General features: G+C 65.7%; 21 protein-coding genes. 11 read left to right on the forward strand and 10 right to left on the reverse strand.

The genetic code is table 11. The features are described 5' to 3' along the window. Positions 1–138 precede the first annotated feature (138 nt). The 6 genes from rpsM (at position 139) to truA (ending at position 4,274) form a co-directional block, all read left to right on the forward strand. The gene (gene rpsM, locus D6M19_RS32015) at positions 139–513 is read left to right on the forward strand and encodes a 30S ribosomal protein S13 (RefSeq protein ID WP_123029325.1); all 375 of its coding nucleotides are present in this window, start codon (positions 139–141) and stop codon (positions 511–513) included. Between the two features lie 3 nt (positions 514–516). Beyond that, on the forward strand, positions 517–942 hold the full coding sequence (gene rpsK / locus D6M19_RS32020; RefSeq protein ID WP_123029326.1) for a 30S ribosomal protein S11: 426 nt from the start codon (positions 517–519) through the stop codon (positions 940–942). A 15-nt stretch (positions 943–957) separates the two neighbouring features. After that, a complete protein-coding gene (gene rpsD / locus D6M19_RS32025) occupies positions 958–1,563 on the forward strand; it encodes a 30S ribosomal protein S4 (RefSeq protein WP_123029327.1) in 606 nt (201 codons plus the stop codon). 74 nt (positions 1,564–1,637) lie between these two features. Then, positions 1,638–2,690 carry a DNA-directed RNA polymerase subunit alpha gene (locus D6M19_RS32030; RefSeq protein WP_123029328.1) on the forward strand — a complete coding sequence of 351 codons (1,053 nt, stop codon included), beginning with the start codon at positions 1,638–1,640 and terminating at the stop codon, positions 2,688–2,690. Between the two features lie 62 nt (positions 2,691–2,752). Next, a complete protein-coding gene (gene rplQ, locus D6M19_RS32035) occupies positions 2,753–3,397 on the forward strand; it encodes a 50S ribosomal protein L17 (RefSeq protein ID WP_123029329.1) in 645 nt (214 codons plus the stop codon). Between the two features lie 7 nt (positions 3,398–3,404). After that, complete coding sequence (gene truA / locus D6M19_RS32040; RefSeq protein ID WP_123029330.1) at positions 3,405–4,274, forward strand: tRNA pseudouridine(38-40) synthase TruA; 870 nt, start codon at positions 3,405–3,407, stop codon at positions 4,272–4,274. Here truA and D6M19_RS32045 read toward each other — a convergent pair. From D6M19_RS32045 to D6M19_RS32060, 4 genes are read right to left on the reverse strand one after another with little or no spacing between them, the layout of a single operon-like run. Beyond that, positions 4,271–4,981: a cutinase family protein gene (locus D6M19_RS32045; protein ID WP_206428692.1), complete on the reverse strand. Its 711-nt coding sequence runs from the start codon at positions 4,979–4,981 to the stop codon at positions 4,271–4,273. The genes truA and D6M19_RS32045 overlap by 4 nt on opposite strands. A gap of 59 nt (positions 4,982–5,040) precedes the next feature. Further along, positions 5,041–5,694 (reverse strand): cutinase family protein, encoded by a 654-nt coding sequence (locus tag D6M19_RS32050; RefSeq protein ID WP_123029331.1) that lies wholly within the window; start codon positions 5,692–5,694, stop codon positions 5,041–5,043. 3 nt (positions 5,695–5,697) lie between these two features. Next, positions 5,698–6,357 carry a cutinase family protein gene (locus D6M19_RS32055; RefSeq protein ID WP_407665430.1) on the reverse strand — a complete coding sequence of 220 codons (660 nt, stop codon included), beginning with the start codon at positions 6,355–6,357 and terminating at the stop codon, positions 5,698–5,700. 33 nt (positions 6,358–6,390) lie between these two features. Next, positions 6,391–7,410 carry an EamA family transporter gene (locus D6M19_RS32060; protein ID WP_123029332.1) on the reverse strand — a complete coding sequence of 340 codons (1,020 nt, stop codon included), beginning with the start codon at positions 7,408–7,410 and terminating at the stop codon, positions 6,391–6,393. Positions 7,411–7,483: 73 nt separating this feature from the next. On the opposite strand from D6M19_RS32060, the gene D6M19_RS32065 reads away from it, so the two are divergent. After that, positions 7,484–8,041, forward strand: coding sequence for a CGNR zinc finger domain-containing protein (locus D6M19_RS32065; RefSeq protein WP_123029333.1), 558 nt, complete (start codon positions 7,484–7,486; stop codon positions 8,039–8,041). On the opposite strand, the gene D6M19_RS32070 is transcribed toward D6M19_RS32065, so the two are convergent. Genes D6M19_RS32070 through D6M19_RS32085 form a run of 4 tightly spaced genes read right to left on the reverse strand, consistent with a single transcriptional unit; the run spans position 8,038 to position 15,288 of the window. Continuing rightward, the gene (locus D6M19_RS32070) at positions 8,038–10,047 is read right to left on the reverse strand and encodes an FAD-dependent oxidoreductase (RefSeq protein ID WP_164478797.1); all 2,010 of its coding nucleotides are present in this window, start codon (positions 10,045–10,047) and stop codon (positions 8,038–8,040) included. The genes D6M19_RS32065 and D6M19_RS32070 overlap by 4 nt on opposite strands. Positions 10,048–10,085: 38 nt before the next feature. After that, positions 10,086–13,265 carry an ATP-binding protein gene (locus tag D6M19_RS32075; protein WP_123029335.1) on the reverse strand — a complete coding sequence of 1,060 codons (3,180 nt, stop codon included), beginning with the start codon at positions 13,263–13,265 and terminating at the stop codon, positions 10,086–10,088. After that, positions 13,262–13,816, reverse strand: a complete 555-nt coding sequence (locus D6M19_RS32080) for a hypothetical protein (protein ID WP_123029336.1) — start codon at positions 13,814–13,816, stop codon at positions 13,262–13,264. Before D6M19_RS32080 ends, D6M19_RS32075 begins: the two co-directional genes overlap by 4 nt. Then, entirely contained in the window at positions 13,813–15,288 is a 1,476-nt protein-coding gene (locus tag D6M19_RS32085) for a hypothetical protein (protein WP_164478795.1), read from the reverse strand. The genes D6M19_RS32080 and D6M19_RS32085 overlap by 4 nt, the downstream gene beginning before the upstream one ends. An 82-nt stretch (positions 15,289–15,370) precedes the next feature. Between D6M19_RS32085 and D6M19_RS32090 the strand changes: the two genes are divergently transcribed. From D6M19_RS32090 to eccB, 4 genes are all read left to right on the forward strand, one after another. After that, positions 15,371–16,066 carry a hypothetical protein gene (locus tag D6M19_RS32090; RefSeq protein WP_123029338.1) on the forward strand — a complete coding sequence of 232 codons (696 nt, stop codon included), beginning with the start codon at positions 15,371–15,373 and terminating at the stop codon, positions 16,064–16,066. Continuing rightward, entirely contained in the window at positions 16,063–17,115 is a 1,053-nt protein-coding gene (locus D6M19_RS32095; RefSeq protein WP_234835149.1) for a polyprenyl synthetase family protein, read from the forward strand. Before D6M19_RS32090 ends, D6M19_RS32095 begins: the two co-directional genes overlap by 4 nt. A 193-nt stretch (positions 17,116–17,308) precedes the next feature. Then, on the forward strand, positions 17,309–18,811 hold the full coding sequence (locus tag D6M19_RS32100; protein WP_123029339.1) for a PE-PPE domain-containing protein: 1,503 nt from the start codon (positions 17,309–17,311) through the stop codon (positions 18,809–18,811). 77 nt (positions 18,812–18,888) lie between these two features. After that, positions 18,889–20,268: a type VII secretion protein EccB gene (eccB, locus tag D6M19_RS32105; protein ID WP_123029340.1), complete on the forward strand. Its 1,380-nt coding sequence runs from the start codon at positions 18,889–18,891 to the stop codon at positions 20,266–20,268. On the opposite strand, the gene mycP is transcribed toward eccB, so the two are convergent. Next, complete coding sequence (gene mycP, locus D6M19_RS32110) at positions 20,233–21,633, reverse strand: type VII secretion-associated serine protease mycosin (RefSeq protein WP_123029341.1); 1,401 nt, start codon at positions 21,631–21,633, stop codon at positions 20,233–20,235. The genes eccB and mycP overlap by 36 nt on opposite strands. Then, the coding region (eccD, locus tag D6M19_RS32115; RefSeq protein ID WP_164478796.1) for a type VII secretion integral membrane protein EccD at positions 21,630–22,479 on the reverse strand (850 nt) is incomplete at its 5' end. The genes mycP and eccD, both read right to left, overlap by 4 nt.

The following is a 22,479-nucleotide window of genomic DNA, read 5'->3' on the forward strand; positions in this document are numbered from 1 at the left end:
CTGCACCACAACTGAATGATGACCTCCCAGTACCACTGAGCGGATGCGCCGCTCGCCAACGCCCGGCACGGAGGCCGGACCCTGCAGAGCAGGAACGGACTGGGAACAGACCTCCGCAAAGAGAAAGAACACTGCCTGATGGCACGCCTAGTAGGCGTCGATCTCCCGCGCGACAAGCGCATGGAGATCGCGCTGACCTATATCTACGGCATCGGCCGTACCCGTTCCCAGGAGATCCTGGAAGCCACCGGCATCAGCCGGGATCTGCGCACCAAAGACCTGTCCGACGACCAGGTGACCCAGCTGCGCGACTACATCGAGGGCAACCTCAAGGTGGAGGGCGATCTGCGCCGTGAGGTGCAGGCCGATATTCGCCGCAAGATCGAGATCGGCTGCTACCAGGGCCTTCGGCATCGCCGTGGCCTGCCGGTGCGCGGCCAGCGGACCAAGACCAATGCGCGCACCCGCAAGGGCCCCAAGCGCACCATCGCCGGCAAGAAGAAGGCCAGGTAAGCAATGCCACCCGCAAAGAAGGCAGCGAAGGGCGCAGCCGCCCCCAAGAAGGGGCAGAAGACCCGCCGCAGGGAAAAGAAGAACGTCCCGCACGGCGCCGCGCACATCAAGAGCACGTTCAACAACACGATCGTGTCGATCACCGACCCGCAGGGCAATGTCATCGCCTGGGCGTCGTCGGGCCATGTCGGGTTCAAGGGGTCGCGTAAGTCGACACCGTTCGCCGCGCAGCTGGCCGCCGAAAACGCCGCCCGCAAGGCGCAGGAGCACGGCGTCAAGAAGGTCGACGTCTTCGTGAAGGGCCCGGGTTCGGGTCGCGAGACCGCGATCCGGTCCCTGCAGGCCGCCGGCCTCGAAGTCGGCGCGATTTCCGATGTCACCCCGCAGCCGCACAACGGCTGCCGTCCGCCCAAGCGGCGCCGGGTCTAGGGAGGAAGAAGACTCATGGCTCGTTACACCGGACCCGCAACCCGCAAGTCACGCCGCCTCGGCGTCGACCTCGTCGGCGGCGACCAGGCATTCGAGAAGCGGCCCTACCCGCCCGGCCAGCACGGCCGCGCGCGGATCAAGGAAAGCGAATACCGCCAGCAGCTGCAGGAGAAGCAGAAGGCCCGCTTCTCCTACGGCGTGATGGAGAAGCAGTTCCGCCGCTACTACGAGGAGGCCAACCGCCTCCCCGGCAAGACCGGCGACAATCTGCTGCGCATCCTGGAGAGCAGGCTGGACAACGTCGTGTACCGCGCCGGCTTGGCGCGCACCCGCCGGATGGCCCGCCAGCTGGTCAGCCACGGCCACTTCACCGTCAACGGTGTCAAGGTCGACATCCCGAGCTATCGCGTGTCGCAGTACGACATCATCGATATCAAGGACAAGTCGATCAACACGCTGCCGTTCGAGATCGCTCGCCAAACTGCGGGTGAGCGACCGATCCCGGGGTGGCTGCAGGTCGTCGGCGAACGCCAGCGCATCCTGGTCCACCAACTGCCGGAACGGGCGCAGATCGACGTGCCGCTCACCGAGCAGCTCATCGTCGAGCTCTACTCGAAGTAAGACTTCCAGCCGCCCGGATGGCGGTTGGGATACGCGACATCAAATAGCGGTTGTCGCGAAGGAGGAAGAAAAACATGCTGATTTCTCAGCGACCCACACTGTCCGAAGAGGTCCTGGCCGAGGATCGCTCCCAGTTCGTCATCGAGCCGTTGGAGCCCGGATTCGGTTACACCCTTGGCAATTCGCTTCGGCGCACGCTGCTGTCTTCGATCCCCGGGGCAGCGGTCACCAGCATTCGCATCGACGGCGTGCTGCACGAATTCACCACCGTTCCCGGTGTGAAGGAAGACGTCACCGACATCATCCTGAACCTCAAGGGTCTTGTGGTGTCCTCCGAGGAGGACGAGCCGGTCACCATGTACCTGCGCAAGCAGGGCCCCGGCGCGGTCACCGCGGGTGACATCGTTCCGCCTGCCGGCGTGACGGTGCACAACCCCGAAATGCACATCGCCACCCTGAACGACAAGGGCAAGCTGGAGGTCGAGCTCGTCGTCGAGCGTGGCCGTGGCTACGTCCCCGCCGTGCAGAACAAGGCGTCGGGTGCCGAAATCGGCCGCATCCCGGTCGATTCCATCTACTCGCCGGTGCTGAAGGTCACCTACAAGGTGGAGGCCACCCGCGTCGAGCAGCGCACCGACTTCGACAAGCTGATCCTGGACGTCGAGACCAAGAGCTCGATCACCGCCCGTGACGCGTTGGCGTCGGCGGGCAAGACGCTGGTCGAATTGTTCGGTCTGGCACGCGAACTCAACGTCGAGTCCGAGGGCATCGAGATCGGCCCGTCGCCCGCCGAGGCGGACCACATCGCGTCGTTCGCGCTGCCGATCGACGATCTGGACCTCACGGTTCGGTCGTACAACTGCCTCAAGCGCGAGGGTGTGCACACGGTGGGCGAGCTTGTCGCCCGCACGGAGTCCGACTTGCTCGACATCCGCAACTTCGGCCAGAAGTCCATCGACGAGGTGAAGATCAAGCTGCACCAGCTGGGTCTCTCGCTGAAGGACAGCCCGGCCACATTCGATCCGTCGGAGGTCGCAGGCTACGACGTTGCCACCGGCACGTGGAACAGCGATGCGAGCTACGAGCTGGACAACGACCAGGACTACGCCGAAACCGAACAGCTCTAAGAAGAATCCGTCCCGGTCCTACCTGATACGGGGACCGGCCCCCCCGCAAGGAGATAGTTGCAATGCCCAAGCCCACCAAGGGTCGTCGCCTCGGCGGATCGTCGTCGCACCAGAAGGCGCTGCTGGCCAACCTGGCCACGTCGCTGTTCGAGCACGGGCGGATCAAGACCACCGAGCCCAAGGCGCGGGCGTTGCGGCCCTACGCGGAGAAGCTGATCACCCACGCCAAGAAGGGCACGCTGCACAACCGGCGTGAGGTGCTCAAGAAGATCCGGGACAAGGATGTCGTGCACACCCTGTTCGCCGAGATCGGCCCGTTCTACGCCGACCGCCCCGGCGGTTACACCCGCATCATCAAGGTGGAGGCGCGTCAGGGCGATAACGCCCCGATGGCCGTCATCGAACTGGTGCGGGAGAAGACGGTGACGTCGGAGGCCAACCGTGCCCGCAAGTCTGCGGCGAAGAAGGCTGCGCCGGTCGCGGCCGCTGCGGCACCGCAGGCCGCGGTCGAGCCGGAGGAGGCCGTCGGGCCGGTAGCGGAGGAGTCGGTCGAGGAGATCAAGGCGGAGGACGAGGCGATCGCCGACGCGCAGACCGCCGAGGCTTCCGACGAGGCCTCGGCCGAGGAGGCGAAGGCAGAAGCCGAGATCGAAGAGGCCGACGCTGACGAGTCTGACTCCGAGGACAAGGCCGACGACGCCAAGTAGTGATGCTGTGAACAAGCCCGCCATCGAATCCGGTGGCGGGCTTGTTCGACTCCGCCTCGAGATCGCTTACGACGGGACGGAATTCGCGGGCTGGGCGACCCAGGCTGGACAGCGCACCGTCGCAGGCGTTCTCGACGACGCGCTGACGACGGTGTTCCGCACGCCGGTGGCGCTTCGCGCCGCCGGACGCACCGACACCGGCGTACACGCCACGGGTCAGGTGGCTCACGTCGACGTGCCCGCCGACGCGATCCCGCACGCCTATCCGCGCACTTCCCGCCCCGACGAGAGCGAGTTCCTGCCGTTGGTGCGACGGCTGTCGCGGTTGTTGCCGCCCGAAATACGGGTCAGCGACATCGTCCGGGCGCCAACGGGTTTCGACGCACGGTTCTCGGCGCTGCGACGCCACTACGAATACCGGTTGTCGACAGCGCCATATGGCGTCGAGCCACAGCAGGCGCGATATGTCACGCCGTGGCCACGCCGGTTGGACGTCGACGCGATGGCGGCCGCGTCGCGAGACCTCGTCGGGCTGCACGACTTCGCCGCGTTCTGTCGGCACCGGGACGGCGCCACCACGATCCGGGACCTGCAACGGCTGGACTGGTCGAAAACGGGTGATCTCATCACGGCTTACGTCAGCGCCGATGCGTTCTGCTGGTCGATGGTGCGGTCGATCGTCGGTGCGCTGCTCGCGGTGGGGGAGGGCCGCCGCGACCCGGCCTGGTGCGCAAGCTTGTTGACCGAATCGCGTCGCTCGAGCGACTTCGCGGCGGCGCCGCCGCAGGGGCTGACGCTCGTCGGCGTCGACTACCCGCCCGACGATCAGCTCGAGGCGCGCATCACGGTCACCAGGGACCTGCGCCGCATCGACTAGGCGTTGAGTTTGCCCGCGACGAAGTCGGCAGCCTCGTTCACCATGCCCGCGTTGATGTACTCCTTCGCGGCGTGGTCCGTCCAGTTCTCTTCCCATGTGTTCGGGTCGGCGGGGTTACAGATCGGGTCGGCGCCGTGGCACAGTTCAATGGTGCGGTCCGAGTAGGTTGGGCTGAAATTGGTGATGGGGCCGATCCAAGCAGCGCCGTTGCCGAACAGTGCGACCGCGGCGATCTTCTGGTCCATGCCTGCCGGCAACGGGTTGTCGAAGCCGAAGAAGCCGAATGGGACGGCGAGCACCACATCGGTGGCGGCCGCGCCCAGAGAGTAGCCACCGAGCACCAGGCGGGTGTCGGGGCAGGTGTTGGCCATGTTCTGGATGTGGGCGCTGATGTCGTTGGCGCCCTCGTCGATCTCGCTGTCGGCGGGGTAGCGCACCGCATAAACGCCGATGTTCTTGTTTTTCACCTTGGACCGCAGTGCGCTGACGAAGGCGTTGCCGATCGCCCCGACCCCGGGCGACTCCAGCCGGCCACGGGCAAATATCACCTCGACCTGCGGGCAGGCGGCCGTCGCCGAAGGGAGTGCCGTAGTCGCGGGCAGGATTGCGGGTCCGACCAGCAGGCCCGCCGCTACGAGGGTCGCTGTGACTGCGGCGATGATGCCGCGTCGAACCCGATGCCCTGTGCCTTTGCTGTCAACACCAATAGTCACCACGCCGATGTTAGCCGACGAATTGACGCGCCCGTTTCGGCGTGACGTGTGGGCTACACCCGGCCCGCGACGAAGTCGGCGGCGGTGTTCACGAATCCGCCTGTGTAGCTGGGCGACCTGTGGGCGGCCACGATTTCGCCGTCGGTCTGGCAGATCGGGTCGCCGCCGTTGCACAGGTCAATGGACCGTCCGCCCCACACCGGGCTCATCGTCAACGGCAGGCCGAGCTTGGCCGACGGATTCCCGAACACCGCGATCGCGGCGACGAAGTCGGGCGCGTTGGGCGGCAGCGGATTGGTGAAGCCGATGGCCGGAATGGGCACCGCGGCAATGACGTCCATTACGGCCGCGCCCTGCGAGTAGCCGCCGAGCACCAACCGGGTGTTGGGACAGGCGCCCATCATGTACTGGACATGCGCGCTGGCGTCGTTGGCTCCTTGTGCGGCAGCCAGGAAGTCGTAGTCGGCCGGGTAGTTCACCGCGTAGGAGCCGACCGACCTGCCGCCGACCTTGCCCTGGAGCGCGTTGACGAACGCTCCTCCGACGGCTCCGAGCCCGGGCGTGTCGTCGGTGCCGCGGGCGAAGATCACTTCGATGTCGGGGCAGTCCGCCGATGCGACCGGCGCGAACGCGAGCGACGGTGTTACCACCGCCGCGGCGGCAACCACAGTCGCGGCTGCTGCCTTCATTAGACGTCGTGCAGTCATTCTCTACACCCTTCCCGCTGCGAAGTTGGCTGCCTGTTGAGCCATTGCGTCTTCATAGCCCCTGTGTGCGAGGGGGTTTCGCCCGTCAGAACAGATCGGGTCGCCGTCCTTGCACAGGTCGATGGACCTACCCGCGAACTGGCCCACCGAGGACAGAGGGTTGCCGAACTTCGTAGCGGGGTTGCCGAATGCGGCCACAGCCGCCACGGTCACCGCGGCGGTCGGGGACAGTGGTGGCGCCGAGCCGATCTCGCCGATCTTGTTGCCAAGAGGCGGAACTCCGGCCAGCATGTCCATCACGGCCGCGCCCTGCGAGTAGCCGCCGAGGACGATCTTGGTCGACGGGCACGACAGCGCCATTTGTGAGATGCGGTTTGTCGCGTCCGTTGCCCCTTCGGCGGTGGTGAGGAAGTCGTAGCTGGCCGGATAGTTCACCGCGTAGGAGCTGACGGTGCGACCGGCGACCTGTGCGGTCAACGCGTCGGTGAAGGCCTGTCCGACCCGCCCGACGCCGCCGGGTTCGGCGGTGCCGCGCGCGAATACGACTTCGATGTCAGGGCACGGGACGGCCGCTGCAGTCGGAGCGACGATCACGGCGGTGGCCGCGGCGCCGAGAGCGGACAGGATGACGGCCCCCCGGGCCAAGCTACGTGGCAAAGTCACGCGGCCATATTTCCACAACCAGGTAACGGAGGGCTAACCGTTTGCCCTGTTGCACGGGGTCGGGTCCTCGAGCGCGCCCGCATCGGGCCAGGTCGCAGCCTCGACCTTCTCGCTGCGGTCGCCCTGGCGAGCCAGCGCGAGGCCGACCAGGACGACGGCCCCGCCGATGGCCTGCGTCCATGTGATGGCCTGGCCGAGCAGCAGCCACGCCGCCAGCACGGCGAACATCACCTCGGACAGGCCGACCAGCGACGCGAACCTGGGCCGCAGCCGGGCGATGCCCATGATGCCCAGGCTGTACGCGATCGCCGTCGGGATCACAGCGAGGGCGATGACGGGTACCACCCACGACACCGTGAACCCCGCGACGACGGTGTCGTTGGTGGTGAAGCGAAACGGCATCACACCGGTCACGCCGACCAGCGCGGTCGCCACCGCGCCGACGATCAGGCCGCCGGTGGCGAGCGTGATCGAGTTCAGGCTTCCTTCGTCGCCGTCGGCGCTCACTTCATCCGACATCACGAAGTAGCAGGCCGCGCACACTGCCGCCGCGAGCCCCCACGCCACGCCGACTCCGTTGATGTGGGCGCCGGCGAAGACGTTCAGCACAAGCATGATTCCCGCGATCGCGAGCGCGACACCGGCCAGCGTCAGGTTGGTGGGTTTGCGCCGGGTGGTGACCCACACGTAGCCGACCACCAGGATCGGGGCGGTGTACTCGAGCAGCAGCGCGACGCCTACGGACAGATGCTCGACGGCGTTGAAATAGAACAGCTGGGCACCGGCGACCGGGACGAAGCCGTAAACGACCACCGTCTTGGCGTGCGCCACGGCCTCGCGAAACCAGCCGGGCCTGATGATGGTCGCGACGACCGCCATCACGATCGCGCCGCCGGCCATTCGTGCGGTGACCGCCGCGGTGGGGGTCCAGCCGGCTTCCATCAGCGCCTTGGCGAACGGTCCGGACAGGCCGAACGTGAAGGCCGAAAGGACGGCAAACAGCAGGCCGAGCCGGAAATGGTCGATTCCCTTATCGAGCTGGGTCGCGGTCATCTGGCACCCCCTGCTGTAATGAGTAAAATGGATGTTGGTCATGACACTAGCCGGATGGGAGGTCATGGGTCAAATGATTTTTACTTATGACACCGAGCTCACCCTGAAGGCCGCGTGTGTGCTGGTCAACACCGATCGGGTGGACGGTGAGCGACTCGACGGGCTTCCGGCGCTCGACGCCTATTTGGACAGCTTCGGCTGGACCGGAAGGCGCGACCACGACAGCGCCGAGCTCGAATCCGTGTGCCGGCTGCGCGCGCGGCTTGGCGGAATCTGGGCTGCCGCCGACGACGAAGATGCCGCTGTCGCGCAGGTCAACGCCTTGCTCAGGGACACAAAGGCGCAGCCGTGGCTGACTCGGCATCCGGAGATGCCCGAGTGGCATCTACACCTGGCTTCGGTGCACGACCCGCTGTGGCAGCGCATGGGTGCGGAAATAGCGATGGCGCTGGCCGACCTGATCCGCGCCGGCGAGCTGCGCCGGCTCAAGATCTGTGCCGCGTCCGACTGCGAGGCGGTGTTGATTGACCTGTCGCGCAACCGGTCCGGCAAGTTCTGCGACACCGGCAACTGCGGCAACCGGCAACATGTCGCTGCTTATCGCGAACGGCGGGCGAAGGAGGCTGACTAGGGCAGGTAGTAGCCGCGAATGCGATGAAAACGGCCGCGGCCGAGCAGGGCATTCGCCGCCTCGAGGCCAGACATCACTGCAGCCTCGATGCAGCCGGCGTTCATGCCGCAGTCTGTCCAATCTCCGGCCAGAACGAGGTTGTCGTAACCGCTTTCGTCACACCGCAGACGGTATCGGTCAGATCCCGGCACCGACTGGACATAGCGATCCGATGGATCGATGTTGACGCTCACGTGTTGGGTGGCCAGTGCCGAAGCGCCGCGTTCGCCGTTCGCCCCGCTCAGCAGCTGCCAAGCGAAGCCATGCTCGGTGACGGTGTTCGGCAGGTACAGGCCGATGTGACGGTCCAGAAACTGCAGCACCCCCGCGCGCACGCGCAATTCGCAGTCGCGTTCATAGTCGGCGGCATTTTCCCCAGTGGGCCAGGCGGTTTCGAGACTTCCGCAGAAGTACGCGACGGTGCCTGGCCGGTCGTTGTCCGGCCAGTCCTCGGCCCAGAGCGTCTGCGGCATCGATGCCCAGGTATCGAATGGGGGGACATAGCCGCTCGTCGTCACCCCCGGATGATGCCAACCAAGTGCGCGATCGTCTGGGCGCAGCCAGATCTGGAATGCCTGGGTGGCCACGGTGCGAATGTGGGTGGTCATATCGCGCCACTCGGGGCGGTCCGCGATGAGTTCCCCGCCGATGATCGGGATCATCCCCAGCGAAACCGCGAGCACGACCTGGTCGAAATCGACGCCGCGCCGCAGCACCCGGGTTTCGACGTCTCTTTTGGGGCCGAAATGTGTTTCGAGCCTGTCTATTTCGCCGGCTCGAATCTGCTTCGAGAGGGGACTGGCCGGGAAGACGGGAAGGCCGCGTATGCGGGTCAGCGGCTCGTAGCGGTCGATGTCCTCTGCGAGTTGCACCTGCCTGCCCAGCGTGATCGCATCGACGGCCAGTCGATCGTCGCCGAGATGAAGGGCATCTACCCGATGGAAGAACTCGAAGTCGACTCCGCGCCGTCGCAGCGCCTGATACAGGGGAGCGATCACCACATCGCCCATCCCAGCGGTCATCTTCCAGAAAAACGCGCCCTTGTAGCCGAACAGGACTTGGCCGGTCAGGAAGACGGCTACCCCGGCGCCGAAGGACGGACGGCCCGGGTCGCCGTCGGTGTAGCCGAACACCATGTCGTACAGGGCGCGTACCAAAGGAAATTCACGCACACCGGGATGTGCACGGTGCCGGACGATCCATTCGCCGAAATCCTCGTCGTTGAGAGCGCGGAAGCCGCGCGGATCGGTTACCACACCATCGGCGATCAGCCCGCGGGCGGTACCGGTCACCATCGACAGCAGCAGCCACGACCGCCGCTGTTCTGGAGGATGCTCGCCGTCGAGCACATCGCTTATGAGGTCGAGCACCTGGTCCACGAGTTCGACAACGTCGTCGCCGGGCACCTGTCCACCGAATGCCGCAACCGCCGCGAGGGCAGCCGTCTGCACCGCGTCCATGGACACCCGCGGCGGATCGGGAGACGTCGTCAGCGCCAGCCCGAGTTCCGCTGCAACGTCGACTGATTCGGCGAAGTCGAGAAGCAGCTGCATGACGCGGCGGAGAAAGTCGACGACGGTGATCTCCCGGCCGCTGGCGTCCGGTTCACCGGGAAGGCCTTCGCTGCGGGAGACCCGTCCCGGCCACACCAGCCAGTCGCTTCCCCATTGGTCTGCGAGCCCGAGATCATCGGCGGGCACCAATGCCTCGTTCCAGTCTTGAATCGGTGCGTCGGGATCGGTTGTCGCTCGGTCCAATTCGGAATAGCACTCTCTCAGCAACGCGAACGCGTTCTCGTAAGAACCCAGCCAGACGTGCAAGCCGTGCTCCTCGATGCGGCCATTCTCGCCGCGGCTGGACGCGCCCTTGCCGCCGAGCCGCCAGCCGCGTTGGTAGATCGTGATCGACTCGTGGCGGTCTCGCCAACCTGGCTCGCTGAGCCGCCAAGCGGCCGCCAACCCCGCCATGCCCCCGCCGAGAATGGCGACGCGAGGTTTCGAACGGCTCACCCGAGCAGCGCTCGTGCGTGCGCCAGTTCCGGCCAGGCGGCGGTATCCGACAAGCGGTTGGTCGCCTCGGTAAGGGCTTCCCGGGCGGGCTCGCCAACGCTCTCGAAGTAGTCTGTGGCTGCCCGCAATTCGAACAGAATCGCGCCCTGGCGGCGTGCGAGTGCAATCGCTGTCAGAAGGTCGGCCTTCTGCTCGGCAGGGTCGTCGGACGTCTGCGCGCGTAATCGCAGCAACTCGGCGTCGTAAAAGTGGATATCGGTCTCATCGGCCATCTGCAGCGAGAGTTTCACGTGCGCGCGCGCGGTGTCTCGCTGGCCTGCAGCGATCAGCAGGCGCACCAACGCGGCGTCGTAGAATGCGAGCCAGAGACGCAACTCGACGGCGCGCCATCCCTGAGTGACGGCGCTCAACACCTGAATCTGGGTGTCCATTGCTTCGGGATCACCTGTCAGGATCGCCCTTTTCGCGTCGATGACGGCCTTGTTGCTGGCTGCGATCATCAGCCACTCGTCGAAGCCGCCCTGCTTGCTGCGTGCCGCGACCTCCTTGACCAGTTCGGCGGCACGGTCCAACTCGCCCGCCTCGATGTGAATCCACGAGTCGAGGGACCGCCCGTAGCACAGGCTGAACGGGCCGCGGGGGAATGCGACCGTCTCACAACGGCTTTCCATGTCGACCAGCGATGCTTCGGCGCCGGGGAGATCGCCCTGGAGGAATCGGGTCATCGCCAGGAGCGAATACATGCCCGCTACCGGATCGTTGGGCGCATACCAGGTCTGTACGTCCGGCGGCCCGGCGGTTTGGACGGCGACGGCGGCCTCTTCCAGTAGGGAGCGAGCCAGGTCCAACGCGCCGTGGAACGCCTCGAGCCCTCCCAGGGCCGCGTCGCTGACGGCGGTGGGCGCATCCGAGTGGTCGACAGGGCGCATCTTCATGGACTCCGCCAGTTGCCTTCCGCGGCGCAGATCTCCGCGCGCTGAATAGTGGAACCACAGTGCGTTGAAGATTGCGTACAGAGCCGGCCCGGGCTCGCCCTTGATCAGCTCCAGGCACCGCTCGAACTCGGCGAGGGACTCCGGGCTGGTGTGGCCTTCGGCGGCCGTGGCGAGGAATCCACGTTCGAGCCTCACGGAGATTTCGCGTTTGTCGCGTTGGTCGCCCGCGGGAATGCGTTCGACATGTTCGATTGCCCGGTTGAGGTGGCCGCGGGCCTCGCCGAGCGCTCCGCGGCGACGGGCGTCGGCGGACGCTTTTTGATATGCCGAGACGGCATCTTCGAAGCGCTCAGCCTCGTGGTAGTGAGTCGCGATCAGGGGCCAGTCGGGATTTCCTTCGGCGCCGGCAAGGGCATCGCCGATCCGGCCGTGCAGGCGACGCTGAAGACTCGGTGGCGACAGCTCCGCCGCCAGCTCGCGTAGCAGCTCGTGCCGGAACCGAAAACTCTTCTCGTCCAGCGGAATGAACACCCGACCCTTGACGAGCTCGTCGATCACCTGCTCAACGCTGTGCTCGTCGATCTCAGACGCCCACACCAACAGATCACGATCGAAGCGGCCGCCGCAGACGGCCGCCGCCTCCACGACGCGCACGGCGTTCTCGCTCGATCGCAGTCGCGCGAACAGTGCCTCATAGATGCTGTCGGGCACCCGTGTCGTATCAGCGGCGTCAGTGGGCTGCTCTTTGATCTTGGTGACGACTTCTTCGATGAAGAGCGGTATTCCATCGCAACGGCTCAGCACCGCGGCACGGGCATCGGACTCAAGTTCGGGGCCGAGACTGCGAACAAGCGCGTCCGACTCGTCTTCGGTGAGGGGCTTCAGATCGAAGACCCGCGCACCTTCGGGGAGTGAGCCGAGTTCACGCGCGGTGATGACGATGAGCAGCCGCGCGGAGTTGTTCTGCAGCAGCGAGCCGACGAGTTCGACGGTGTCGTCGTCGAACCAGTGCATGTCGTCGACCAGCAGGAGGCCGAGGTTATCGCCGAAGCACGCGGCGAGATAGTCGCGGACGGCGTCGATGATCTGGGTGAAGAGCTTGGACCCCTCGGCCTTGGCGGCTTGATACCCGACCCGCTGTGAAATGCCGAGAACGGGTGCCAACAGCGGGACGGACACGGTGGGGTCGAGGCCGCGCGCCGCCACCTCTGCCTCGAGTCGGTGGAGGCGTTCGGCCGGTTCGGTGTCCCTGTCGATGCCGCAGTGCCGCTCGATCATCCGGCGGACCGGCCGAAGGCCGACATCGGTGTGGAACGGCGAACCGAAGAGACCGAGGATGGTGGCGTGCGAGCGTTCCGCCATCTCGATTGCGGCGCCGGCCAGCCGGCTCTTTCCGATACCGGCCTCGCCGCGGAAGATGACGCCCGGCGTGGTGAGCGAGCTCGATTCGGTCTGCGCCCAGACGTTCTCGAGGTATCGGATTTCGTCCGTGCGGCCGATCAACGGTCCGCGGGCGATCTCCCCGCTGTCGCGTTCGGCGATGACGCGGTAGTGCTCGATATCGCCTTCGACACCTTTCACGGGTCTAGCAGGCAGGTCGTCCAATTCGAAGTAGTCCCGGACGATGTGCGCGATCGTGGCCGAGACCGCGACGCTGCCCGGGTCGGCGAGGCTGCACATGCGCGCGGCCAGGTTGGCGCCCAGCCCGTAGACGTCGTCCTCGTCGGGATCGAGATAGACCACGCCGCGGTGCACGCCGACGCGGACCCCGATGCCGAAGCCGAACCGCTGGCGCACCTTGTCGCTGAGCGCAGAGACCTCGCGGGTGATATCCAGGCCGGTTTGGACGGCCCGTTGACCGTCGTTCTCGTGGGCCAGCGGGTGCCCGAAGACGGCCAGCAGGCCGTCACCCTTCGTCGAGCCGATGTGGCCTTCGTAGCGATTGACAGCGTTGCGCACGACCCTTTTGTAGTTGCCGACGACGGTTCGGTAGACCTCGGGCTCGATGCGGGTGGACAGTGCGGTCGAGTCGACCAGGTCGGCGAAAAGTATTGTCAGCCTGCGGATCTCACCGCTGTCGTCCGGAGCGGCGAGCAGCTCCTCGGCATCTGCATTGTCTCTGTCGACGGCGAGCACCTGCTCGGCGAGTGCGTCGGCGGTCGCGCGATCACCATGGTTGAGCGCCTGCACCGCCCGATCGAGCAGTTCATCGATGGACGCCGGATGTCGAGGGTCGGTCACAGCCCCACGGTGACGACAACATCTTCGGTTGAAGCTGCGTTGGTGGCCCCCGTCGGCCCAGCCGTCGTCAGTTTCACTCTTCCGCGATAGTTCGCGCCGGCGAAATTGGGATCGAGGAGGGTGATGGTGACCTCCGTCGCCCCAGCGGCCAGAACCAATGGCGAGACGTTCAGTTGCTCCGGCTTGAGTTGCATGTCCTTCCACCCGACCCGCACAAAGTTGGTCTTGATTTCGACCGTGCGGGGCGCCGTCGCCTTCGGCACGTTGATCAGAGCGGAATTGTCAGAGGGACCAATAACTACCGGAGTGACCCACGGGCCGGCGATCAAGGTCTCGAGGAGTTCTGCATGCCCCTTCACTTCGAGGTCGACGAACTCGTGCGCCACGGTGATACGCGCGTCGATCCCGAACTTGTCCGCGTCGGCGGCTTCGGCGGCCTTGACGGCCATCACCCCCGCCTTGCTGATGTGGTCTTTCAATTGCTTCGAGAACTTCTCGAAAAGCGGATTCGGCGACGGGGTCGGCTGGGCTGGCGGCGTTGGTTGGCTCATGGCGTTTCTCCGCCAGGGGCGGGTGTTCCGCCGTTCGGCGTCGGTGTGGTGACGTCTTTCAGCCACCGCCACGGCTCGCTGGCAAGCCGTCCGCCGACCTCTTGGCCGTACTTCGTCAGATCGTCGAACTTGAGCTCGGAGGCCAGCCACTTCTTGGTGAGGTCGAGGTTCTTGGCGGTCACGAAGTTCGCCATGTCTGCCAGCGCCTTGGCGGTCTTCGTCGCGACCTCGATCTTGCCGACCGGCGGAGTCCCGCCTGGCGGCGTGGGGGTGTTCGGCGGCTCATCGTCGAGCGGCGCCGACAACTCATTCTTGGGTTCCATGGCGTAGGGCGCGTCCTTCCACGGGATGTAGCCGAGCAGCGGTGGCGGCGTCGGCTTGCGTGCGGGCCCGAAGAACAGCTGCATGGCTGCCGATCCGTAGCCCAACCGGCAGAACCAAAACGCCAGCTGATACGTGTCGAAATCCGTGATGTGGGCAACTTTTCTGGTCTCGAGCCGGACGCCTCCCTTCGAGGTGTCGCCGTCCTCGCGGGTGCATCGCGCGTTGATGTATCCGCGGTCTACCAGAACTTTTTGGTCGCAGTCATCCTGCTTCGCGGCGAGGTCGAAATCGAGTCGGGCATCGCCCTTGCGCTGATCGGTTTTGATGAATCTCAATCGTTGCTTCAGCGTGTAGCCGCCAATGATGCCGCACAGCCCGACCGTCTCGATGACGTTCGCCCAACCGTCGGGTGGATAGCGGTCCCCCCCTGGAGCCATCGTGCAGAAGAAAGCTGGATACGCGTGGGGCCAGTTGCGCGGATCCATAACGTTGGTCAGATTGTCGAACGTGATCTCGTCTGAATCGATGTCGGCATCGACGACGACGCATTCCAGTCCATTGACGGTGATGACGCCTGGACGGCACTGAGGCACCTCGCCGACGAGCTCAAGAACGTACGCGTTTTCGGGCGCCGCCGCCCATTTGATGAACTCGGGCCACGACGACCATCCCTGGAAGCCGTCGTCGAGGTCCCCTTCCAGGAACGCCAATGACTTCTCGAACACTTGCTCCGGGCTAAAGCCCTCTTTGGGCGCTGCCAGTGTCAGGGCTTCGGCCATCAGGTTCGCGTTTTCCAGCGGAGCAGCAGCTGGGACGTGCTTCAGCGTGCCGATTATGTAGACGAGGTTGGACAGGTCGGGGATCGTCAGTTCGCCGAAGTGCTCTTTGTCGAAGTTCAGCAACCCGTTCAAACCCTCGGTGACGGCGAGGTCCACTTCGGGCGTACGCCTGGCTTGAGGCAGCAGGGTTTGGAACATGCGCTGCGACCACCCGACGTTCTCGATGGCGCCGGGCATGTACCGATCGATGGTGGTCGCGGTCTCGCTGTCGCCGGATTCGAGCGCCTGCGCTACAGCGAGATCGAGTGCACCGTACAAGGTCAGCATGGCTAGTGGCGCGGTGAATTCTGGCTCGACCGGTGACGTCATATCCCCTCCTGACCCCAGAATGCGCATAGCATACCTTCATAAATCGGCGGACACAGGTCTTTAATCGGGGTAGGAGGATCCGGTGTCAGAACAAGGAATTGGTGATAACGGCAACTTTGCCGATCTTTTCTTCGCGTCGATCCTGGACCCGGAGGCGAACGTCCGTCGGTTGACGGCTATTCAGGCCGAGGGGTTCCGCGCGGCAAGTGAATTGGTCGATCGCTTCGTCCGGATGGCGACCCCGAACAGCAACGGCACTGTCCATTCGAAGAAGCCCCCCGCCAACCCGACTCAGGAGGGCAACGCGGGCGAAAACGTCGACGGTGCAATTATCGAACCGCTCTTGCGGTCATGGATGTCCCTCACCGATCAGTTCCTACGAGGCTCGAGGCAATCGGCGGACGAGACACCAAACGGCCCGGCAAAGCTTGACCTGGACAAAGTCGAGGCCCAGGGAGCGCTCGACTTGACGTGCCGATCCGCTGGTGTCGCGAGGGGTGAGGTGTGGCTGCACAACCGAGGCCTGGGGAATCTGGGCGACGTCCGTCTGCGGTGCAGTGAGCTACTGGCACACGACGGGCACGTGATCAGTTCGGCGGCAATTGAATTTGATCCGGCGGTAGTGCCCATGCCGGGGCGGTCGAGCCGGGGTGTTTCTGTCAAAATCCTCGTCGACCAGGAGGCGCCGCCGGCAAAGTACTGCGGCACCCTGCTCGCTGAGGGTTTCCCGGACCTTGCGATTCCGGTGGCCGTCACGGTTCAACCGCCGGCCTCGTGACCGACACCGCGGATCGGGCCGCCGCGATCGCCGGCGTCGAGGATCAGTTGCGAAAGGTTGCCAAGGTCGTCCGTCGGGCGATGTTGGACGCCATTCCCGACGGGGAACCGGTCCGCTGGCTCTACGCACCGATGCGCGAGTATCCGTCACGGGCGGGCAAGGCGCTGCGACCGGCACTCTGCTTGTCGACGGGCCGCGCATTCGGCGGTGACACCGAGGATCTACTGGGGGTCGCCGTTGCGATCGAGATGATGCACAACGCCTTCCTGGTGCATGATGACGTCGCCGATGGCAGCGAGATGCGCAGGGGCAGACCGACTTTGTCGGCAACCCACGGAACAGCGGCCGCATTGAACGCAGGCGACGGCCTCGCCGTGATCGCCGGCCAGGTGTTACGTCGCGCGACCCGTCGGTTCGACCAAGACCTGTCGGATCGCGTGTGGGCCGAGTTCGACATGATGGCGCTGCGGACCCTGGAAGGGCAAGCGACAGAGGCCGGCTGGCAACTGGACGACGTGCAGGGTCTTGGGCCCTCGAATTACCTCGAACTCATCATGCACAAGACGTGTTGGTACACGACGATTCATCCGCTGCGCGTCGGCGCCATCGTCGGGTCTAGAGGGACCGCCGACCCGGGTCCGTTGGTGCGGTTCGGCTTTCACTTCGGTGCCGCCTTCCAGATCCGCGATGATTTGCTCAATCTTGTTGGCACCGAACGGATGTACGGCAAAGAGATCCTCGGGGATATCTACGAGGGTAAGCGGACGCTGCCGCTCATGCATCTGATGTCGAATGCAACGGGCGCCGACATTGCTCTGGTCCGCGAGTATCTCGGTCGGACGCGTGCCGACCGATCACCCGAACTCGTCGGCAAGATTCGGGTGCTGATGGATGACTACGGCAGCATCACCTTCGCCGGTGAATACGCAGAGGGCATCCTGCTGGTGGCCGAGGAGTACTTCGAGGAGGCGTTCGCCGACGCCGAGCCGGGGCCCGACCTGGATTTTCTCAGGTCGCTCGTGCCATATGTGTGGGCCAGATGGCGCTGAAAGCACAACCACTGCCGCTACCGCGGGGTTTTGCCCAGCAGACGTAAGCGGCTTCATGTGAGCAGGCTGAAAATTCGCTGTGCAATAGCCGTAGTCTCCGCCAGATTTGTCGTCTGTGACAGTTTGCTCGATTCCGGCGTGCCGGCTGGCGCTTGGTGGCAGGATGCCTGCGGGAAAAGCCTGAAGGAGCAATATGCGAAGCACCGGCCGGTCGTTAGCAAGGTCAACATTCGTCGCGATCCTGACGGCGCTCGCCGCCCTGCTCATCGGGGTGGCGTCGACGCTGACGTCCGCAGTCACGGCATCTCTGGGGCTCACGGCGTTCCAGGCGTTGATCGTCCCTGGCACCGGCACACCCCATGCGGCCAACGATTACCTCGACAACGCCGTCAACTACTACGTCCTGCCCGGCGCCAATCCGCCTTGCAGCGTCGCGGCTCCGGCCGGCCCCTGCCCGACCACCCAGGGCATCGACTACTACGCGACGTTCTGGCCCATCCCGTTGCCGGGCTGGGGCGGCTTGCAAGGCCAGAAGTGGAATGTATCGGTCGCCAGCGGGGTGACAGATCTGACGGGTAAGTACGATGGCATCATCGCCGATCCCGATCCCGCCCTCGCTGACCAGCAGATAGTGATCTTCGGCTACTCGCAGGGCGCGACCGTCGCCAGCAATTTCAAGCGCCTGCACGCCGACGACCCATGGGACATCAAGGCCAGGACGGACTACTTCTATATCGGCAACCCGCAGCGTCCGAGCGGCGGCTTCTTCGAGCGGTTGGCCTTCCTGGGAAACGTGCCGATTCTGGACGCACAGTTCGGTGATCCGTCGCCAACCGATACGTGCACAGATGAGAAAGGCGCGCTGCGAACCTGCGCCACCGACTTCGCGCTCCAGTACGACGGCGTCGCCGACTTCCCGCAGTGGTTGCTCAACCCTCTTGCGGTCGCCAACGCCGTCGCAGGCTTCCAGTACGTGCACGGCACCTACCTCGCGCCCAACGGCGACGATCCGGTCACCGAGACGCCCTACGGCTACACCGTCGAGGAGGTGCAGGATGCGGTCGCGGCAGCTCAGGCCAGCTGCACCGCCGCGACGTACTGCCAGCAAGTCGAGGGCAGCGACACGATCTACGTCACGCTGCCGGCCAGGTACCTGCCGCTGTATCAGCCGTTGATCGACATCGGCGATGCGACGGGCACGTCGGCATTGATCGTGCCGATCGTCGACCTGATCTCCCCGGCGACGCAGACGCTCATCGAAACCGGCTATGACCGAACGGATTACAGCAATCCTCAACCAGGAACGCTGCTTCCCCCCAAGACGTTCAACCCGATCCAGACCGCGGTCGATCTCGTCAACGACGTCCCCGAGGGCATCAACATGGCGCTGACGCCGGGGCGCACACCGCTCCCGGGATCACCGCCAATCGACGACAGCCTGTCGAGTACGAGCACGAACACGATCGTGTCCACCGCGACGACGCCGAAGCTGACCACGCCCGACATCCGGCTGGGCCTGTTCGCCAAGCCCGGCGAGGGCGCCCCGACGGGCACAGGATCGAGCGCCAATCGGCCGCTGCAGAACGCGCTGAAGGACTTCCACCCAGTCCGCGATGTCGTCAAGGCGGTGTCGGACACGGCGAAGAACGCGCTGGGCAAGGACGATAGCTCCTCGTCCGGCGACGACTCGGAGTAGCCGTCTCGCGATCGACCACCGCCAAATTGGTGAAAAGTCGTATCCTCGACCGCCGTTAGGCTGGGCGCCGGGGGAGTATGGCTGGTCAACCGACGACCCGGCTGCAGGTCAGCGGGTATCGATTTCTGGTGCGCCGGATGGAACACGCGCTGCTGCGCGGCGACATTCGCATGCGCCACGATCCGATGCGGGCGCAGTCGGTCGCGTTGATCGCCGGCTGCGTACTGGCCGCTATCGGCGTAGCCGTCTGCGCGATCCTGGCGTTCCTGCGGCCGAACGCCGGCTTGGGCGATGCCGCGATCGTCATGGCCCGTGACTCCGGTGCACTGTATGTCCGCATCGACGACACGTTGCACCCCGTCTTGAATCTGGCGTCGGCGCGCCTTGTCGCAGGCGGTGCCGCGCGGCCACAAGTTGTCGGCCAGGCCGCGATCGACACGGCCAAGCGCGGACCGCTCCTCGGCATCCCCGGTGCGCCCGCCGTCATCGCCGAGCCGTTGTCCGGCGAAGAATCCGCGTGGACCGTTTGTGACGGCGCGACCACCACGGTGGTCGCAGGCCGTGCGGAGCCATTCGATCGACGCGACAACCAACCGAACGTACTGGTCACCGTGCGAACCGAGAGCGCGGCGTCGACGTATCTGCTGTACGACGGTTGGCGCGCGCAGGTCGACCTCCGCGACCCCGGCGTCATGTGGGCGCTGCGCCTCGACGGCATCGAGCCACGCCCGGTCTCCAGCGCCCTGCTCGACGCGATCCCCGAAGCGCCTGCCATCGCCAGGCCACACATTCCCGGTGCCGGCCAACCGGGCGCGATCGCCGGGACGCGGGTCGGGTCTGTGGTCCGGGTGGCGCGGGCCGACGTCGACGACTATTTCGTCGTGCTGGCCTACGGCGTACAGCAGATCGGCGACGTCGCGGCGAATCTGATTCGCGCTGTGGACTCGCAAGGCACTAGTGAGATCGTGTCTGTCTCACCCGACGCCGTAGCCGAGGTACCTGTCGTCGATTCCTTGCCCGTTTCGATGTTTCCCCGCCGCGCGGGTACGACATCGGGCGCGGGCGGTAACGGTGTGCTCTGCGCGCAATGGCGCCCGGATGGGCCGAAAACCGTTCTGTGGTTGGGTGACTCACCGCCTGTGGACTCGAATCCGATCGAACTGGCGCAGGCCGACGGCGATGGACCCAGTATCGACAGCATCGTGGTGCCGTCAGGACGAAGCGCGTATGTGACAGCGGCGGCTCTCAGCGGCGGTGGCGGAGCCGGTCCGTTGTACCTGGTGACGGACGGCGGAGTGCTTTTCGGCCTTCATGATGAGAACACGGCGAAGCTTCTCGGAGTGCAGGGCGATCCCGTCAGAGCGCCATGGCCGGTGCTGTCGTGGCTGCCCCGCGGACCCGAGCTGAGCCGCGAGAGCGCGCTAGTCCCGCGCGACGGTATTGCTTCTGCGCCGTAGCCGGCCGAACGAGGCCGTCGTCGCCACCGCCGCGGCCACCACGGCGACGCAGACCCCGGCACCGCCGAACGCGACCCGTCGCCCACGTGGATCCGGCTTGCCTTCAACCTCCGGCGGCGAGACCGCACGGGCGCCGCTGCCGCCCGACTCGGTGGTGTTGACGGGATGGTTTGTTCCCGTGGTGGCGCCGCTGACCGCGGCGAGCGCGTCGACGACACCGTGACCGACGAACGGATCCCAGCCCGACGGCGGCCGATGCGCGGTGTCTTTGATCCGCGCCATCACCTGTCGCGCGGTCAGATGCGGTGATCGTGCCCGCACGAGTGCGGCGATCCCGCTCACCACCGGCGCGGCATAGCTCGTCCCCACAATCGGTGCCGAACTCCCGAGCACCGGCAGAGAGTCGACGAGACCTTCGCCGTCTGCGTCCAGCGACACAACGCCCTCTCCAGGCGCCGCGACGTCCACCCATGGCCCAGCGAGTGTGAACTGCGATGGCGCACCCTGCGGATCGACGGAGCCCACCGTCAGGACGTAGTCGTCGTACCAAGCCGGGCTCACAACGACTTTCACCGATTCCCAGTCGGGCCGACCGGGGCGAGTCGGGTCGGTGGGCGGATTCTGATCCGGGCATTGCCCGAGGCCTCCGACGTTTCCCGCCGCGGCCACAACGACAACGTTCTTGACGTCTACCGCATACGCCAGCGCGGCCCCGAGCGCACGATCGTCGAGCCCCGCGGCGGCCGCAACGCAGGCGATGGATGACACGTTGATCACCGAAGCGCCCATATCCGCGGCGGTCCTGACCGCCATCGCGAGCGTATCGACATCGCCGAACCCAGGGGCCGATCGACCGGCGGGTGCGAACTTCACGCTCGACTGGCGGATGCCGATTATCGTCGCGTCGGGTGCGACACCACTGAATCCTTTTCCTCCCGTGGAGGGTTCGGCAGCACCGATGATGCCTGCGACTATCGTGCCGTGCCCGTCGCAGTCGTCGGTGCCGTCGCCGGTGAACACGTAGTCGCCGCCGGCGATGAGATGCGGCAGCAGACGATGACGCGCCACGCCTGTGTCGATGACGGCGACCGTCTGACCCGAGCCGCGGCTTAGCCGCCACACCGCCTCCAGGCCAAGGCTTTTGAGCTGACCCGCGGCCTCCGGACCACCCTTCGGCGTTGCTGCGGTGGAGACCACGCACTGCTGCCGCTGCTCGGTGGCTTCCGGTGGAGCAGGCGGTCGCGGTCGCGGGAGTAGAGAATCATCGACCGAGGGCGGCGCGACCGCTGCGGCGACGGGTGACAACCACACGCAGACCGACGTCAAAATGATGGCTCCGGTGACTCGTGTCGGTCGGGATGTCATGTCAGGGTCAAATCACGGGCGAAGCTGAAAAGGCCGCCGACCCAACACGCCAGCGGTACGACCGCCGCGAGCGCCAGATAGTCGACGACCTCGATGCCGCGCCGCGCAAACGGACTCAGCCGCTCTTCGAAGCCTGCGCCTGTCAGACATAGCGCGCTCGCACCCAGGATGACCGCGATCAGACCAACCCAGGGAGCGTGCCCGGGACCCGATAAGGCTGCGAGCGTGAAAGCGGCAGTGCTGCTGATCAATCCTGCCGCGAGCACCATCGTGGAACGAACCGACCCTCGCTGCTGGCCAGCCCGAAGGATCAACGCCGTCGAAACGACACACGCGAATGTGGCACCGCTTCCGGCGTTGTGACTCTGCTGATCAGCGGCGACCAATGCGACGCCTGAAGCCGCCGACAGCGAGAATCCCGCCAGAAGTCCCGTCAAGGTCTGATGGCCGCGTGCCGCGCGAAGAGCACCCTCAGCGATTGGGGCGGTGTCCTGATCGTATGCGGCGTCAACCGAACTCGGCATCCGCGGAGACAAACCTGTCACGAGGATCGACAGCTTGGCCGCGACGTTCATCATCGCAAGGGACAGGGTGGCAAGGGCGGCGCCAACCGCGCTTGTCGGTGTCGGCCAAATCGCCGCGACCGCGGCGGCGATCGCCGCCATCGCCGAGAAAGCCGTGATCGCGGTGAAGAAGGTCGTCCCGCACGACGTGACATGTACCAGCACTGCCGACACAGCCGAGCAGATCGCTGCCGCCAGGAAGAAGTTCGGCGGCGCGGGACCGCCGGGCACCATCAAGAACCCGGCGACCGCGCCGAATACCGCAGCTGTCATGCCGAGTGTC

Origin of the sequence: Mycolicibacterium stellerae (assembly GCF_003719305.1) — a bacterium.
GTDB classification, from domain to species: Bacteria; Actinomycetota; Actinomycetes; order Mycobacteriales; family Mycobacteriaceae; genus Mycobacterium; species Mycobacterium stellerae.

Coding starts and splice junctions, on each gene's coding strand:
- D6M19_RS32080 (WP_123029336.1), bottom strand. CDS start 13,816: ATGAGCCAACCAACGCCGCCAGCCCAGCCGACCCCGTCGCCGAATCCG.
- eccB (WP_123029340.1), top strand. CDS start 18,889: ATGGCTGGTCAACCGACGACCCGGCTGCAGGTCAGCGGGTATCGATTT.
- D6M19_RS32100 (WP_123029339.1), top strand. CDS start 17,309: ATGCGAAGCACCGGCCGGTCGTTAGCAAGGTCAACATTCGTCGCGATC.
- D6M19_RS32070 (WP_164478797.1), bottom strand. CDS start 10,047: ATGGCGGGGTTGGCGGCCGCTTGGCGGCTCAGCGAGCCAGGTTGGCGA.
- D6M19_RS32085 (WP_164478795.1), bottom strand. CDS start 15,288: ATGACGTCACCGGTCGAGCCAGAATTCACCGCGCCACTAGCCATGCTG.
- rpsM (WP_123029325.1), top strand. CDS start 139: ATGGCACGCCTAGTAGGCGTCGATCTCCCGCGCGACAAGCGCATGGAG.
- mycP (WP_123029341.1), bottom strand. CDS start 21,633: ATGACATCCCGACCGACACGAGTCACCGGAGCCATCATTTTGACGTCG.
- D6M19_RS32030 (WP_123029328.1), top strand. CDS start 1,638: ATGCTGATTTCTCAGCGACCCACACTGTCCGAAGAGGTCCTGGCCGAG.
- D6M19_RS32050 (WP_123029331.1), bottom strand. CDS start 5,694: ATGACTGCACGACGTCTAATGAAGGCAGCAGCCGCGACTGTGGTTGCC.
- rplQ (WP_123029329.1), top strand. CDS start 2,753: ATGCCCAAGCCCACCAAGGGTCGTCGCCTCGGCGGATCGTCGTCGCAC.
- rpsK (WP_123029326.1), top strand. CDS start 517: ATGCCACCCGCAAAGAAGGCAGCGAAGGGCGCAGCCGCCCCCAAGAAG.
- rpsD (WP_123029327.1), top strand. CDS start 958: ATGGCTCGTTACACCGGACCCGCAACCCGCAAGTCACGCCGCCTCGGC.
- D6M19_RS32060 (WP_123029332.1), bottom strand. CDS start 7,410: ATGACCGCGACCCAGCTCGATAAGGGAATCGACCATTTCCGGCTCGGC.
- D6M19_RS32065 (WP_123029333.1), top strand. CDS start 7,484: ATGATTTTTACTTATGACACCGAGCTCACCCTGAAGGCCGCGTGTGTG.